16 protein-coding genes are annotated in these 15,602 nt (G+C 51.8%); 12 read left to right on the top strand and 4 right to left on the bottom strand.

Annotation, left to right across the window (positions count from 1 at the left end):
* Positions 1–345: 345 nt before the first annotated feature.
* Positions 346–816 (bottom strand): transcriptional regulator ArgR, encoded by a 471-nt coding sequence (gene argR / locus ACOT0L_RS15615; RefSeq protein WP_003860428.1) that lies wholly within the window; start codon positions 814–816, stop codon positions 346–348.
* A 397-nt stretch (positions 817–1,213) separates the two neighbouring features.
* Here argR and mdh point away from each other — a divergent pair, with 397 nt between their 5' ends.
* Positions 1,214–2,152: a malate dehydrogenase gene (mdh, locus tag ACOT0L_RS15610; RefSeq protein ID WP_126503511.1), complete on the top strand. Its 939-nt coding sequence runs from the start codon at positions 1,214–1,216 to the stop codon at positions 2,150–2,152.
* Between the two features lie 51 nt (positions 2,153–2,203).
* Here mdh and degS read toward each other — a convergent pair whose 3' ends face one another.
* The 3 genes from degS to zapG all read right to left on the bottom strand — a co-directional run bounded on the left by degS (position 2,204) and on the right by zapG (position 5,300).
* Positions 2,204–3,271, bottom strand: coding sequence for an outer membrane-stress sensor serine endopeptidase DegS (degS, locus tag ACOT0L_RS15605; protein WP_003860430.1), 1,068 nt, complete (start codon positions 3,269–3,271; stop codon positions 2,204–2,206).
* A 92-nt stretch (positions 3,272–3,363) separates the two neighbouring features.
* Positions 3,364–4,731, bottom strand: a complete 1,368-nt coding sequence (gene degQ, locus ACOT0L_RS15600) for a serine endoprotease DegQ (RefSeq protein WP_022649555.1) — start codon at positions 4,729–4,731, stop codon at positions 3,364–3,366.
* Positions 4,732–4,901: 170 nt separating this feature from the next.
* Complete coding sequence (gene zapG / locus ACOT0L_RS15595) at positions 4,902–5,300, bottom strand: Z-ring associated protein ZapG (protein WP_022649554.1); 399 nt, start codon at positions 5,298–5,300, stop codon at positions 4,902–4,904.
* Between the two features lie 189 nt (positions 5,301–5,489).
* Between zapG and zapE the strand changes: the two genes are divergently transcribed.
* The 11 genes from zapE to ACOT0L_RS15540 all read left to right on the top strand — a co-directional run bounded on the left by zapE (position 5,490) and on the right by ACOT0L_RS15540 (position 15,511).
* Positions 5,490–6,614 (top strand): cell division protein ZapE, encoded by a 1,125-nt coding sequence (gene zapE / locus ACOT0L_RS15590; RefSeq protein WP_126503513.1) that lies wholly within the window; start codon positions 5,490–5,492, stop codon positions 6,612–6,614.
* Positions 6,615–6,960: 346 nt separating this feature from the next.
* Positions 6,961–7,389, top strand: coding sequence for a 50S ribosomal protein L13 (rplM, locus tag ACOT0L_RS15585; RefSeq protein WP_003860434.1), 429 nt, complete (start codon positions 6,961–6,963; stop codon positions 7,387–7,389).
* Positions 7,390–7,404: 15 nt separating this feature from the next.
* Complete coding sequence (gene rpsI, locus ACOT0L_RS15580) at positions 7,405–7,797, top strand: 30S ribosomal protein S9 (RefSeq protein WP_003860436.1); 393 nt, start codon at positions 7,405–7,407, stop codon at positions 7,795–7,797.
* Between the two features lie 307 nt (positions 7,798–8,104).
* Positions 8,105–8,743: a stringent starvation protein SspA gene (sspA, locus tag ACOT0L_RS15575; RefSeq protein WP_003860438.1), complete on the top strand. Its 639-nt coding sequence runs from the start codon at positions 8,105–8,107 to the stop codon at positions 8,741–8,743.
* A gap of 5 nt (positions 8,744–8,748) precedes the next feature.
* Positions 8,749–9,246, top strand: coding sequence for a ClpXP protease specificity-enhancing factor (gene sspB, locus ACOT0L_RS15570; RefSeq protein ID WP_032622090.1), 498 nt, complete (start codon positions 8,749–8,751; stop codon positions 9,244–9,246).
* A 269-nt stretch (positions 9,247–9,515) separates the two neighbouring features.
* Positions 9,516–10,256, top strand: coding sequence for a DUF1120 domain-containing protein (locus ACOT0L_RS15565; protein WP_022649551.1), 741 nt, complete (start codon positions 9,516–9,518; stop codon positions 10,254–10,256).
* A gap of 49 nt (positions 10,257–10,305) precedes the next feature.
* Complete coding sequence (locus ACOT0L_RS15560) at positions 10,306–11,052, top strand: DUF1120 domain-containing protein (RefSeq protein ID WP_022649550.1); 747 nt, start codon at positions 10,306–10,308, stop codon at positions 11,050–11,052.
* A 147-nt stretch (positions 11,053–11,199) separates the two neighbouring features.
* On the top strand, positions 11,200–11,871 hold the full coding sequence (locus ACOT0L_RS15555; protein WP_022649549.1) for a fimbria/pilus chaperone family protein: 672 nt from the start codon (positions 11,200–11,202) through the stop codon (positions 11,869–11,871).
* A gap of 24 nt (positions 11,872–11,895) precedes the next feature.
* Positions 11,896–14,283 (top strand): fimbrial biogenesis usher protein, encoded by a 2,388-nt coding sequence (locus ACOT0L_RS15550; RefSeq protein ID WP_045308046.1) that lies wholly within the window; start codon positions 11,896–11,898, stop codon positions 14,281–14,283.
* Positions 14,280–14,810, top strand: a complete 531-nt coding sequence (locus tag ACOT0L_RS15545) for a hypothetical protein (protein WP_023307075.1) — start codon at positions 14,280–14,282, stop codon at positions 14,808–14,810. The genes ACOT0L_RS15550 and ACOT0L_RS15545 overlap by 4 nt, the downstream gene beginning before the upstream one ends.
* Complete coding sequence (locus ACOT0L_RS15540; RefSeq protein ID WP_260473321.1) at positions 14,807–15,511, top strand: DUF1120 domain-containing protein; 705 nt, start codon at positions 14,807–14,809, stop codon at positions 15,509–15,511. Before ACOT0L_RS15545 ends, ACOT0L_RS15540 begins: the two co-directional genes overlap by 4 nt.
* Positions 15,512–15,602: the final 91 nt, after the last annotated feature.

Below are 15,602 nucleotides of genomic sequence, written 5' to 3'. Positions count from 1 at the left end.
CTTTGTTCTGTGACCCTCATCACAAAATCAAGTATACACTAATCACGGAAAAAATTAATACCAGACTAATGGTTTCGCCTGTTATTACGTGTTAAAAACATCATTTTTTATAACGGGAATGAATAAAAAAGGGCGTTACTCTGCAGGTGTTATGATTTTTTATTATGTAAATCAATTGGATAGGTGGCTTTGATTTTTAGTGCGATTTTACGGCAGATCATTCACTGAATGAATGTTAACAGGCGGTAAAAAGCACTATTTGCAAAAGCAGCAGGTAGAGAAAAGCAGGGTAAAACGAGGCGGCCGCAGAATGATCCCCGCAGCCAGGCGCTACGGGGCAGAAGATTACAGCTCCTGTTCGAACAGGACCAGAATCGCTTCGTAGAGGTCTTTCACCGAGAAACCATTTGCCGGGGTCGTAAAAATGGTGTCATCGCCGGCGATGGTCCCGAGGATCCCCTCTGCTTTACCCAGCGAGTCCAGCAGGCGGGCAATCAGCTGGGCTGCACCCGGGCTGGTGTGGATCACGACCACGGCATCGTTATAGTCAATGTCCAGAACCAGGTTTTTCAGCGGGCTGGAGGTCGTTGGCACGCCAAGTTCAGCAGGCAGGCAATAAACCATCTCCATTTTGGCGTTGCGCGTACGCACTGCACCAAACTTGGTTAACATGCGGGAGACCTTCGACTGGTTGATGTTGTCGAAGCCTTGCTCCTGCAACGCCTGAACAATTTCTCCCTGAGAACTGAATTTCTCTTCTTTGAGTAGCGCTTTAAACGCTTTCACTAATTCTTCTTGCTTAGACGAGCTTCGCATAAGTCACCCGGAATATGACGATAGAAACAACATTATTATGCATGTGGATGAATTTTTATGCAAATTATCTACCTGGCACCAGGCTGAAATAATGTTATGAAAGGGAGAGATTTTATCAGATTTCGTTATCAGAAAACATGCCTGGGTCACGCCGCGCAAATAAGCTTAAAAGTAAATTAAATGTTATCAAAATGATGTTGTTTTGGTGGCGTGGCAGGGTGTATTGTAACCCCCTCTTAATTCGTTGTTGCCCACAGCCTGATAGCATTCGGGTGAAGGTCAAAGACGTGCGACCTCAAATTCTTTAGCGATGAAAATTGTAATTAATGACGTGCTGAATTATGGTCGCCGCAACGGAGTTACAGATACTTAAGTTAACCATAATAAGGAGTTTAGGATGAAAGTCGCAGTCCTCGGCGCTGCTGGTGGTATCGGCCAGGCGCTTGCCCTACTACTGAAAACCCAACTGCCTTCAGGCTCAGAACTCTCCCTGTACGATATTGCTCCGGTAACCCCAGGTGTGGCGGTTGACCTGAGCCACATCCCGACAGCTGTGAAAATCAAAGGCTTCTCCGGTGAAGATGCGCGTCCTGCGTTGCAGGGTGCCGATGTGGTGCTGATCTCCGCGGGTGTTGCACGTAAACCGGGTATGGATCGTTCAGACCTGTTCAACGTCAACGCGGGCATCGTGAAAAACCTGGTTCAGCAGATCGCTGAAACCTGCCCGAAAGCGTGCATCGGTATCATCACCAACCCGGTGAACACCACCGTTGCCATCGCAGCAGAAGTGCTGAAGAAAGCGGGCGTTTACGACAAGAACAAACTGTTCGGCGTAACTACGCTGGATATCATCCGTTCCAATACCTTCGTGGCTGAGCTGAAAGGCAAGCAGCCAACGGAAGTGGAAGTGCCGGTTATCGGCGGACACTCTGGCGTGACCATCCTGCCTCTGCTGTCGCAGATCCAGGGCGTGAGCTTCACCGAGCAGGAAGTGGCTGACCTGACCAAACGTATTCAGAATGCAGGCACCGAAGTGGTGGAAGCGAAGGCGGGTGGCGGTTCTGCAACCCTGTCTATGGGCCAGGCGGCGGCGCGTTTCGGCCTGTCTCTGGTTCGCGCGCTGCAGGGCGAGAAAAACGTGGTTGAATGCGCTTACGTAGAAGGCGACGGTGAACACGCGCGCTTCTTCTCTCAGCCGCTGCTGCTGGGTAAAAACGGCGTTGAAGAGCGTAAGTCTATCGGCACGCTAAGCGCGTTTGAGCAAAACGCGATGGAAGGCATGCTGGATACGCTGAAGAAAGACATCACGCTGGGCGAAGAGTTCGTTAACAAGTGATCTTGTCCCGGTAAAAAAAACGGAGCGCTAAGCTCCGTTTTTTTATGCCCGTCAGTTAGTGGCCGGGTATTCCTGGATGGTGACCTGAATCGTGAGCTTCTTGTCATTACGCATGACTTCTACGGGGATGATAGAGCCCGGTCGAATTTCCGCCACCTGGTCCATCGTTTCAAGCGCAGAGACCGCCGGCGTGCCGTTGACGGAAAGAATAACGTCGTTCACCTGGATACCTGCATTGGCCGCCGGGCCGCCAGGTGCCACTTCGTTGACCACAATCCCCTGGATCTGATCGATACCACCGCCCTGCGTATGCATCGGCGCGATTTCTCGCCCGCCAATACCGATGTAGCCACGGATCACGCGGCCATCGCGGATCAGCTTGTCCATGATCTTGGTCGCCAGCTGGAACGGAATGGCAAAGCCAATCCCTTCCGGTGTTTCGCCATCGTTGCTCTTGTCAAAGGAGAGGGTGTTAATGCCCATCAGTTCGCCCAGAGAGTTCACCAGCGCACCGCCGGAGTTACCGTGGTTGATCGAGGCATCGGTTTGCAGGAAGTTCTGCCGCCCTGACGGGTTCAGTCCAATTCGACCTGTCGCGCTGATGATCCCCTGAGTGATGGTCTGGCCCAGGTTGTACGGGTTACCGATCGCCAGCACCACATCGCCGATGTGCGGCGTTCGTTTGCGATTAATCGGGATAGTCGGCAGACCGCCCGTGGCGTTGATCTTCAGCACCGCCAGATCGGTCAGGCTGTCCGACCCCACCAGCAGGGCTTCAAACACGCGGCCATCCTGCAAGGCGACGATAATCTGGTCGGCATCGTTGATCACGTGTTTATTGGTGATGATGTAACCCCGGTCATCCATGATCACACCGGAACCGAGCGTGCGGATCTCCAGCTGGTTATGAGCGGAACTGTTAAGCCCGCGGTTATAGACGTTAACCACGGCGGGGGCGGCACGGCGTACCGCCTGATTGTACGTTGCAGGCGTTTCATCCGTGCTGTCGAACTGAGGAGCCGACAGTTTGTTGAACTGGCGTAAAGATGGCATAGCCACCAGCAGCAGACCGGCAACGATCAAACCAATGACAATTGAACGAAAGAGCTTTAAAAGCATGATGCGTGTGTCGTTAAAAAAGGAACGGTTTGCAGCATAACATGAGTTATCCGGACATCACACGCAGCGGCGATGCCCGGAGTCGCAAATGGTTAACGCAGTAAAATGTAGAGGGTGTCGTTGCCACGGATAATTTGCAGGGCAATGACCGCCGGTTTACTCTCCAGCACCTTACGCATTTCGGCAATAGACTGCACGCGAGTGCGGTTCACGCCCACGATCACGTCGTCCTGATGTAAACCTGCCTGCGCGGCTGGACTGCTTTTCTCAACGGCAGTGACAGAAATGCCTTTCGTGCCGTCTTTAAGCTGACCGTCGCTCAGCGTTGCGCCCTGTAGCGCCGGGGAGATCTGTTCTGCACTGGCGGAAGAGGAAGTGCTCTTGTCCAGTGTGACTTCCACGGTCAGCGGTTTGCCCTCGCGGATCAGGCCCAGCTTCACTTTAGCGCCAGGCTCCGTGGTGGCAATACGCGAACGTAATTCAGCGAAGCTGCTCAGCGGTTTATCGTTCAGGCTGACAATAACGTCACCGGATTTCACGCCCGCTTTCGCAGATCCTGAGTTGGGCAGCACTTCGCTGACAAACGCCCCGCGCTGGACGTTGAGCTTAAAGGCTTTGGCGATATCGGCGCTCATCTCCATGCCTTTAATGCCCAGCAGCCCGCGCTTAACCTCGCCAAACTGTATCAGCTGTTGAGACAGGGTTTTAGCCATGTTACTCGGAATGGCAAAACCAATCCCGATGCTGCCGCCGCCTGGTGCGAGGATAGCGGTATTAATGCCGATCAGTTCGCCGTTCAGGTTAAGCAGCGCACCGCCGGAGTTGCCCCGGTTGATGGAGGCATCGGTCTGGATGAAATTTTCCAGCCCTTCGAGATTCAGGCCGCTGCGCCCCAGGGCAGAGACAATCCCGGAGGTGGCGGTCTGCCCTAAACCGAACGGATTACCGACCGCGACGGCAAAATCACCCACGCGCAGCTTATCGGAATCGGCGATGGCGATCTGGGTCAGGTTGCTGGGGTTTTGCACCTGTAGCAGGGCGATATCACTCTGATCGTCACCGCCGATCAGTTTGGCGTCAAACTCCCGGCCATCGTTCAGCTGAACGCTGATTTTATCAGCCTGGCTGATCACGTGGTTATTGGTCAGGATATAGCCTTTGGCCGCGTCGATAATCACGCCCGAACCAAGGCCTTCAAACGGCTGAGCCTGCTGATCCGGCGCCTCTTCGCCAAAATATTTCTTCAGCTCTTCGGGAATACGCTGGCTTTGGCGTGCCGTCCCTTCCACCTGAACGCTGACTACCGCAGGCAGGACTTTTTCAAGCATCGGCGCAAGGCTGGGAATGGCTTCTTGTCCTGGCACCTGCGAAGGTAGTGCCGCACTGGCGGGGAAGGACGCCGAGAGAGATAACCCGACACTTAACGCTAAGGCGCTCAACAGCTGGTTTTTTTTCTTCATCGATGCTGACTCTCGTATCCTGGAATGAAAAAGAACGGCCCCAAAAACATCTTGATGTTATTGAATTTTCAACCGCTGAACAATGAGGAGTTTGACTAAATAATAGCTGGGGACGGGAAGAAAGGACGGGCGCATAAGGTGCGCCCGTAAAATTTATTCAGGTTGTGCGATTAATCGCGTTTTACGCCACCGCGCAGCAGGCCGGACGCGCCGTCTGAATAGTCGCGTGGCATCTGAACCGGTGCCTGATCGTTACCGGCTTCAGAGTCCGCCAGACGATTGCGGAAGGGGTTGCTCTCCGCGGTCATTTCCGGCAGCAGGCTGCTGGAGCTTTTCGCCATGTGCTGGTAGAGCTGGCGATAATCTGTCGCCATGTTGTCCAGCAGCTCAGCGCTACGGGCAAAGTGGCTGACCAGCTCTTCGCGGTATTCTTCCAGTTCGGCTTTGTTCTTTTCCAGTTCGTATTGCAGTGACTGCTGCTGACGCAATTTGCGGTTACCGAAACGCATGGCCACAGCACCAATGATGATGCCGACGACTAAACCGATTAGCGCATATTCCCAGGTCATGAACTTCTCCCGTTGTCTTGTTGTTCCGTAGGGTGTTGGCTCGGCTCCTGCCTGTGCCTGATTATGCCACTATAACCGCTATTTCCGCAGAAGTGGAATCCTGACGTATCATCGCGTAGTGTAGAACGGCCTTTTTTTCATCAGCCACGGCCGCTGATGAGGTTTAACTAAAGGAATAACAATAACATCATGCAAAACCTGTCCCCATCGTCGCGTTACCAACTCGCCCTGAGTGAGGGCACACACCAGCCGGATGATGTCCAGCGTGAAGCGGTAAACCGCCTGGACACGATTTACCAGGAGCTTCTGGCGAAACCCGCCGATGCGGTGCAGAGCAGTGGGCTGAAGGCGGCATTCGGCCGTTTACTGGGCAAAAAAGAGCCCACGGTAAACGCACCGGTTCGTGGCTTATATATGTGGGGCGGCGTTGGGCGGGGTAAGACCTGGCTGATGGACATGTTCTACCAGAGCCTGCCCGGCACGCGTAAGCAGCGTCTGCACTTTCACCGTTTTATGCTGCGGGTTCATGAGGAGTTGACGGCGCTCCAGGGCGAAACCGACCCGCTGGAAATCGTGGCGGACCGCTTCAAGGCGGAAACGGACGTACTCTGCTTCGACGAATTCTTTGTTTCCGATATTACGGACGCGATGCTGCTGGGGGGGCTGATGAAAGCGCTGTTTGCGCGTGGGATCACCCTGGTGGCGACCTCAAATATCCCGCCGGATGAGCTTTATCGCAACGGTCTCCAGCGGGCGCGTTTCCTGCCAGCCATAGTTGCCATTAAGCAGCACTGCGACATCATGAATGTCGACGCTGGCGTCGACTATCGTTTGCGCACGCTGACGCAGGCGCACCTGTGGCTTTCACCGCTGAACGCCGACACAGCCAGCGAGATGGATAAACTCTGGCTGGCGCTGGCAGGGTCGCCGCGGGATAACGCGCCAACGCTGGAGATTAATCATCGTCCGTTGCCGACGCTTGGCGTAGAGAACCAGACGCTGGCCGTCTCGTTTGCAACGCTCTGCGTGGACGCCCGCAGCCAGCATGACTACATTGCGCTTTCGCGTCTGTTCCATACCGTTATGTTATGGGATGTGCCCGTCATGACCCCACTCATGGAGAGCGAAGCGCGCCGCTTCATCGCGCTGGTGGACGAGTTTTATGAGCGCCACGTCAAGCTGGTAGTCAGTGCCGAGGTGCCTTTATATGAGATCTATCAGGGCGAGCGCCTGAAGTTTGAGTTCCAGCGCTGCCTGTCGCGCCTGCAAGAGATGCAGAGCGAAGAGTACCTCAAGCGTGAGCATATGCCATAAATGCTACCCTCTCCCCGTGGGAGAGGGGCTGGGGGTGAGGGCACCAGGCCTTAACAAACGCTACCCTCTCCCTGTGGGAGAGGGGCTGGGGGTGAGGGCACCAGACCGCACAATACGCAACCCCGAAAAACCCATCCCAAATCACATTTAAGGGTCGATCTTTGACCTCAACTTCTCTATAATCTTGCGACCCCACGTTACGAGAAGGTTTTTTTCCCGAAACTTTCTATGTGTCGGCATGTGCTATTCGAAGGGGTAGGTTTGCCGGACTTTGTCGTGTGAACCTCAACTGACTAAACGTTTGGGTGTTCACCAACGTGTAACTTATTATTTGGGTAAGCTTTTAATGAAAACTTTTACAGCTAAACCAGAAACCGTACAGCGCGACTGGTATGTTGTTGACGCGACCGGTAAAACTCTGGGCCGTCTGGCTACTGAACTGGCTCGTCGCCTGCGCGGTAAGCATAAAGCGGAATATACTCCGCACGTTGATACCGGTGATTACATCATCGTTCTGAACGCTGACAAAGTTGCTGTTACCGGCAACAAGCGTACTGACAAAATGTACTACCACCACACCGGCCACATCGGTGGTATCAAAGAAGCGACCTTTGAAGAGATGATTGCCCGCCGTCCTGAGCGTGTGATTGAAATCGCGGTTAAAGGCATGCTGCCAAAAGGCCCGCTGGGTCGTGCTATGTTCCGTAAACTGAAAGTTTACGCAGGCAACGAGCACAACCACGCGGCACAGCAACCGCAAGTTCTTGACATCTAATCGGGATTATAGGCAATGGCTGAAAATCAATACTACGGCACTGGTCGCCGCAAAAGTTCCGCAGCTCGCGTTTTCATTAAACCGGGCAGTGGTAAAATCGTAATTAACCAGCGTTCTCTGGAACAATACTTCGGTCGCGAAACTGCCCGCATGGTAGTTCGCCAGCCGCTGGAACTGGTTGATATGGTAGAAAAACTGGATCTGTACATCACCGTTAAAGGTGGTGGTATCTCCGGTCAGGCAGGTGCGATCCGTCACGGTATCACCCGCGCGCTGATGGAGTACGACGAATCCCTGCGTTCTGAACTGCGTAAAGCTGGCTTCGTTACTCGTGACGCTCGTCAGGTTGAACGTAAGAAAGTGGGTCTGCGTAAAGCACGTCGTCGTCCACAGTTCTCCAAACGTTAATCTATTCTGCTTACGCAGAACGATTGGCGAAAAACCCGCTTCGGCGGGTTTTTTTATGGATAATGCGCAGGTTATCCACAGTAACATTTCATATATCTTCTCTTTTTCCACATTTCCGGCATCCCCTCACCACAAAGCCATCAAAATCTGGTAAACTATCATCCAATTTTATGCCCAAATATCGGTGAATACTCGATTTTTGTTCGATTCTTGAACAATGTGTTTTCTCTGGGATGGGCGATACATCATCTGGCTGGCCCCGTTGGGCTGGTAGCAGTAAAAATTCTGAATATACCTGGAGGTTTTCATGGCTGTCGCTGCCAACAAACGTTCGGTAATGACGCTGTTTTCTGGTCCTACTGACATTTATAGCCATCAGGTTCGTATCGTGCTGGCCGAGAAGGGTGTCAGTTTTGAGATCGAGCATGTGGAAAAGGATAACCCGCCTCAGGATCTGATCGATCTCAACCCGAGCCAAAGCGTACCGACGCTGGTGGATCGTGAGCTGACCCTGTGGGAATCCCGTATCATTATGGAATACCTGGATGAGCGTTTCCCGCATCCGCCGCTCATGCCTGTTTACCCTGTTGCGCGTGGTGAAAGCCGCCTGTACATGCAGCGTATCGAGAAAGACTGGTACTCGCTGATGAACGTTATCGTTAACGGTTCCTCTTCAGAAGCGGATGCTGCGCGTAAACAGCTGCGTGAAGAGCTGCTGGCGATTGCGCCGGTATTTGGTCAAAAACCTTTCTTCCTGAGCGATGAGTTCAGCCTGGTAGATTGCTACCTGGCACCGCTGCTGTGGCGCCTGCCAACCCTGGGCGTAGAATTCAGCGGTCCTGGCGCGAAAGAGCTGAAAGGCTACATGACTCGCGTATTCGAACGCGACTCTTTCCTGGCATCCTTAACTGAACCGGAGCGCGAAATGCGTCTCGGCCGAGGCTAATGACTGTGGAAATGTCACAACTTTCACCACGCCGTCCGTATCTGCTGCGCGCCTTCTATGAATGGCTGCTGGATAACCAGCTCACGCCGCACCTGGTTGTGGATGTGACGTTGCCGGGCGTGCAGGTTCCAATGGAATACGCACGCGACGGACAGATTGTACTGAATATTGCGCCACGTGCAGTGGGTAACCTGGAACTGGCTAACGACGAAGTGCGCTTTAATGCGCGTTTCGGCGGCGTGCCGCGTCAGGTTTCCGTTCCGCTGGCTGCGGTTCTGGCTATCTACGCCCGTGAAAACGGTGCAGGTACCATGTTCGAACCGGAAGCGGCTTATGATGAAGAGGTCGCCAGCCTGAACGATGATGGGACATCCGATGAACGTGAAAGCGACACGGTAATGTCTGTGATTGATGGCGATAAACCCGACCATCACGACGACAATGACCCTGATGACGATCCGCCTCCGCGCGGTGGTCGTCCGGCACTCCGTGTCGTCAAATAAACTTCATAAAGCACAATATTTTTTCCGAACCTGCACAACTGTGCAGGTTTTTTTATTTTCTGCATAAAATTACTCTCTAAAAAACTTGTGTCTTTGCAAAAGATATCGGTCTATTAATTGGCATGGGATTAATCTTGTTGGGTTATTTTCTGTAGGACAGTTAAATTTATCTTCAATAATGTTTTATTTTAATTTGATTGTATCCGATATCACCCTGTGAAAATATATATGTGCGTTAACAAAAACGGATTTTCTTTTAAGGACAAATTATGAATATCACTTTTAAAAAATTATTTTCATCTGCTGCTATTTGTGCAGCCCTCGCCATGTCAAATGCACACGCGGCTAATGATGTGACGTTGAAAGTTATTGGTAATATCGTTCCTGGTTCCTGCGTACCCTCACTGCCAAACGGTGGAGTGGTAGATTATGGCACAATGCCAGCTTCTACCATCAATCCAACTGGCACGGCGAATACACTGGTTCAGTTGGGGGCTAAAAGTATTACTCTCACTATTACCTGTGACAGCGATACCAGCGTTGGGGTGACTTCTACGGATAACCGCCATGATACTCGTGTGGGCCTGGGGAGCGCCGCTTATATTGAAAATGGGTTTTTCGATAATGTAAATGCTAACGCTTCAGGAAACGCCTATGGCTTGGGTAAAACGAGTGCGGGTGTGAATATTGGCTCCTATGTCATTGCAGCAGATCCCGTTAATACAACAACAGATGGTGTTGTCGCTGATCTCATTGCAGCCACAGGTACCGATACATCAAATTATACCTGGGTAAAATCCAGTACGGGTGCTTTTGCACCAGTTAACAGTGGCACAGGCCAGACACGTGTCTTTACGGCTGCTGCATCGGGAACCACCACACCAAAAGCTTTTAAAGTTATGAATATGCCGTTACGCATTACAACTGCGCTTCAGGACAACACTGTATTGGGTACAGGCGATACTATCACGCTTGACGGTAATGCCACGCTGAGCCTTGTTTATCTTTGATATTCGTTATTGCTAAATGCTGTAGAAAATAAATCGGGAAATGAAAATAATGGAATTTAAAAAAGTACTCTCGGCAGCAACCGTCGCCGTAGCCTTCGGTTTATCCGCTTTTGCTGCCCAGGCCGCTAACGATGTTACGCTGAAAGTTGTCGGTACGATTAACCCGGCTGCATGTACGCCGACCCTGCCTGATGGCGGCGTTGTAGATTATGGAACGGTACTGAACCAAAATATTGCACCGACCGGTGCGACAAACAAGCTGGTACAATTGGGGCAGAAAAGCATCACGCTAAATATCAGTTGCGAAAGCAACATGAGCGTTGCTTTTACCTCCACCGATAACCGCCTGGACAGTCGCGTTAACCTGTCTTCAACCGCGTTTATCGCAGGTAGCGGTACGGATAAATCAGACTTCAGCAACACCGCTGGTGCCTTTGGTCTGGGTAAAACCACCGCTGGCGTGAGCATTGGTGCTTACACCGTTGCCATCAATACTGAAGCGGTCACAGCGGATGGCGCGAATGTTGACACCCTGGTAACAGGGAGCATCACTGAAGGCCAGCGTTCCTGGGAGAAAGTTGCGCCAGGCCTGGGTTACCTCTGCTCGCTTAATGGCTGCACGGGCTACCAAAAAGCGAATACCGTAGCAACAGCCGGTACCACGCAGCCAAAAGCCTTCAAACAGCTTAGCGTGCCGTTGCTGGTTACCTCTGCAGTGCAGGATAACTCGGTATTAGGTACGACTGACGTAATTACGCTGGACGGTAACGCAACCATTAGTCTGGTATATCTCTAATAATTTAACGCTTAATTAACGTGGCAATGGTTAGAGTATTTAAAAGCCATTGTCACGCTTTTTTTGCATTAAAATAGCTTTCTCTGCCGCAAGAATAATAAAAATAATGCCGGTATGATTTTTATTTATTTATGTGAGTGGAAAGTCATGAAGAAAATTCTATATCTTGCGTTGTTGGCTGTAGCGACAAAGTGTTGTGCCACCGGTATGGTTCCAGAAACATCGGTTTTATTAGTCGATGCACAAAAAGGCGAAGCCAGTATGAATGTTAAAAATACGGATTCGCAACCTGCATTGCTTTATACAAACATTGTAGATTTACCTGATAGCGATAAATCTATTCGTTTAATCGTTTCTCAACCTGTAGTCCGTGTCGACGCCGGGGAAACACAGCGAATGCGTTTTCTGCTGCAAACCAGCAAACCCATGAAGTATGAAGAACTTAAACGCGTCACGTTCGAAGGCATTCCTCCAAAGGAGAAAGGAGAAGATAAAGTTGCGTTGACTATCCGCCAGGATCTTCCTGTTGTAATTCATCCTGCGGGTCTACCTGAGGAGACGCAGCCATGGAAATTTTTGACATGGAACAAAAAGGGTGATGGCCTGGTTATCAACAATCCCAGCGATTACGTTGTTCGTATAACGGCATCCTTTAAAACATTACCCTCAGGAAAAGCGGGTGTGCTGGATAAGACCTACATCCTTCCTCACACCTCGATAAAAACAACATTACCAAATTTCTCTGATAATAAAGTTGAATTCTATCCGGCGAGTCGTTACGGCTATAAAGGGGATCGCTTTACTACAGATTTGAAGTAAGCCTCTATAAGGACAGCAAAGGATATGCAGCAAAAAACGTTACTCGCCTGTCTCATTGGCCTGGTCTGTTCTGGCCAGGCGATGGCTCAGCAGATGGAGACTGCTGCCATTAATTTTGATCAGGAAACGCTTCGTTCACTGGGGATAAACCCGGACGTATCAAATTATTTCTCTCGCAAGACGAAGTATTTACCGGGTAGCGTTTCCGTCGCCCTGAAGGTGAATGGTGATAATAAAGGCAACGTTATTGCTCGTTTCGACAACAACGGCGATCTCTGTTTTGACAAACCTTTTATGGAGCAGGCAGGATTAAAAGTTCCCTCTGACTATGAGTCCGGCTGCTACGATTATACCGGTCATATCCCGAGCGCTATTGTGGAGGCTTCGCCTGCGCAAGAATCTCTAAGTCTGGTTGTACCGGCGGATCGGATAGCAAACAGCGAATCGGATATCGGAGCTTATACTTCCGGTGGCACTGCTGCGCTGTTGAATTATTCTCTTCTCTCCTCGCGCAATGAGTTTGGTGACGGGCACTCTGACTATTCACAGGCCATGCTGGACGGTGGGGTCAATTTCGACGACTGGATCTTACGTACTCAGCAACTGCTGAGCCGGAGCGACGGAGAATTCGAGAGTAATAACTCGTCGACCTATTTGCAGCATACTTTTGTCCCCCTGAAAAGTACCCTGAGGGCGGGCGAGGTCAATATCAATAACTCCCTTCTTCAGGGAACGGGAATTTATGGTATCGAGCTTTCACCGGAGAGCGCCTTACAACAGGGCGGTAGCGGAGTGAGCGTGTCCGGTATCGCCAATACGCCTCAGGCCCGTATTGAAGTGCGTCAGCAAAATGTTCTGGTGTACAGCACACTGGTGCCGGTCGGGCCGTTTAATCTCACCGATGTGCCGGTACGTAACGGCGTTAGCGATCTGAACGTGACGGTAGTGGAAACCGATGGCAGCCAGCACAGCTATGTGGTGCCCGCAGCGCTGTATAACCAGAGCGCAGGGGCGCCTTCAGGATATCACTTCGCGCTGGGACGAGTGAGCGATAGCTATAGTGAAACGCCATGGGTAGCCAGCCTTTCTGGAGGCTGGAAACTAAGCGAACGGGTGAATGTCAACGCAGGCTCAATCGTAGGCGAAGATTACCAGGCTGTCGCCACCAGCCTTGATACAGTGCCGCTACCAGCCTGGCTTGTTTCACTCCAGGCGAACCAGTCCAACGATTCGAAAGATTCACTGAAAGGGCAGAGGTACACGCTATCGGCAACATGGAGTTCTGACCCCGCATTTGGCATGGGGGCTAACGCCTCTGTTACGCATAAATCGCAAGACTATCGCGAACTTTTTGAAGCACTGGATGATGATTTCGACAGCGGTAATAAAAATGAGTATTCCGCCGGGCTGACCTGGAGTGTGCCCTACTTAGGCACGCTTAGCACCAGCTACTACCAAACGCAGGGTTATGATAAGTCAGATGATTCCCGCTTCATCTCTGCGGGTTGGAACAAGTCATTCAAGTACGCCACGATTTCCATGAACTGGCAACATCAGTTGAGTGCAGATGAGGAGAATGAGGATGATGGCGATCTGTTCTACGTCAACCTCAGTATTCCTTTTGGTGCCAGCAATAGCGTAAGCCTGTACAGCCGTCATGATGACCATAAAACGCGGTATGGCGCCTCTGCGCTTGGTGTTGTAAGTGATACCACATCCTGGTCGCTGGGAGCTGAACACGATCAGGCCACGAATCGCGATAATGTAAACGGTGGGATAAGCAGCAACCTTCACTATACGCAGCTTGGCCTGAGCGCCAGTTCGGATAACGAGAATAGCCGCAGCTATTCAGGATCGCTACAGGGGGGCATCGCGGTTCATGGACAAGGCGTTACGTTCTCTCCATGGGCGATCCGTGACACGTTCGCGATCGCTGCTCTGGATAAACCCGTCTCCGGTGTGAGGATTGACACGCCCCAGGGGCCGGTATGGACCGACTTCCGTGGTCAGGCAGTGGTACCGTCAGTGGGAGCCTGGCGCCCAGCGCGGGTAGAAGTGGATACGGAAACATTGCCGAAAAATATGGATATCGGGAATGGAACCCGTGTCGTCACGCTTGGCAAAGGAGCGGTAGGGCATCTTGATTTTACTGCGTTAACCCAGCGACGTGCACTGGTGAACGTTACCCTGGCAAACGGTAAAAAGCTGCCGAAAGGGATCGCCCTTGAGGATTCGCACGGAAATTATCTTACGACCTCAGTGGATGACGGCGTGGTCTTTTTTAACGATGTTGAACCTGCTCAACAGGTGGTGGCAAAACTGGATAACGGCACCTGTGCATTTGGTCTGAAGCTTCCGAAAGAGGCAAATACCGATACATTCTATGAAACTGTCAATGAGGTGTGTAAATGAAGGCGCTTTTTTTAGCCGTGTGCGCAATGGCGTTTTCTCTGCATGCTATGGCTGACTGCCAGTTAGTATCAAGCCAGCAAAAACTCAGCTATGGCCGTATGAGTGCCGCAGAGCGCCAGGCGGAAGGGAACACGTTGATTGAGATGCCGGAGAAACAGATTGTCCTGAACGTGATATGTGATGAACCGTCGCGTATTCGTCTCTTTCTGGGCAGTAACGTACCGAAAGGGCATGAATTTGGTTTTGGTGATAACGGCGTCATGCGCGTTACTGCCGCGCAGGCAACGGTGGACGATCGTACAGTCAATCTGGCGGCTATCCATGCCGGCGACCCGTGGGTTACCAATGGCGGCGTGAGAGAGATCGCGCCAGCGCTTAACGAAGGGATTGCGTTTATCAACGGTCAGGAGCTGCGGGGAAAAACGGCGTCTGTCACGCTTACCATCAAACCGCGCTTCAAAAGTAACCATATTACGGACAGAGAAGTGTGGCGCGGAAATTTACGCGTAAGGATGGATGTACAATGAAAAAGCGTATAGCGCTATTACTCTGCGGAATGTCTGCCGCTTCAGCGGTATGGGCAACTGATACGGTCAATATTGATGTGGATGTCACCGTTGACGCTGCCGCCTGTACACCGTCGTTGAGCAATGGCGGTGTGGCAGATTTCGGCACGCGCTATGCGGGGTCGCTCTCCTCCAGCGCATTCACACAGCTTGGTACTCGCGATCTTACACTATCGGTGACGTGTGAATCTTCTACGGGAGTTGCGATTACCGCGCGTGATACCCGCGCCAGTTCCGTGGTCGTTGGCAAAGATAAATCCGGGCAAGAAGGGGTAAAATTCCAGATAAATAACGGTGTCTATGTGCGTGATACGACCCGCCTGTTTGGTTTAGGATTGACCAGCGAGCAGAAGCCGATTGGCAGTTATGGGGTGCAAATTAACGCGGCAGGCGTGACGGCAGCCGACGAAAGTGCCGCTGTTCAGGTGGAGATCGCCGGGGCCGCGACCAAAAATGGTCCATGGACGCGCACGACGCTATTGCCCTTGCCGACCCAGCAGGACTTTTTCTATACGTTTGTGCAAAAAGGCACGGATATTCCGCAGCCGATCTCATCGGCGGTTGTTCCGCTACAGGTGAGCGCCGCTGTCGCCAACGGGCTTGGCAGCGGGCAAGAGATCAAGCTGGACGGCGAGGCGGTGATTACGCTGGTCTATTTATAATCTCTCTTCTGCAAAAGAATATCGAAAATAGACGCGCCAGTTCACCGCTGGCGCCGCGCTTACCAGGTCTGCAAAGAGGCTGCGATTTGTA

This window comes from Enterobacter cloacae complex sp. XAL002, from assembly GCF_049236805.1.
Classification (GTDB): domain Bacteria; phylum Pseudomonadota; class Gammaproteobacteria; order Enterobacterales; family Enterobacteriaceae; genus Enterobacter; species Enterobacter intestinihominis.
Note: the sequence above shows the minus strand (reverse complement) of the source record. Positions and strands in the feature narration are given on the sequence as shown.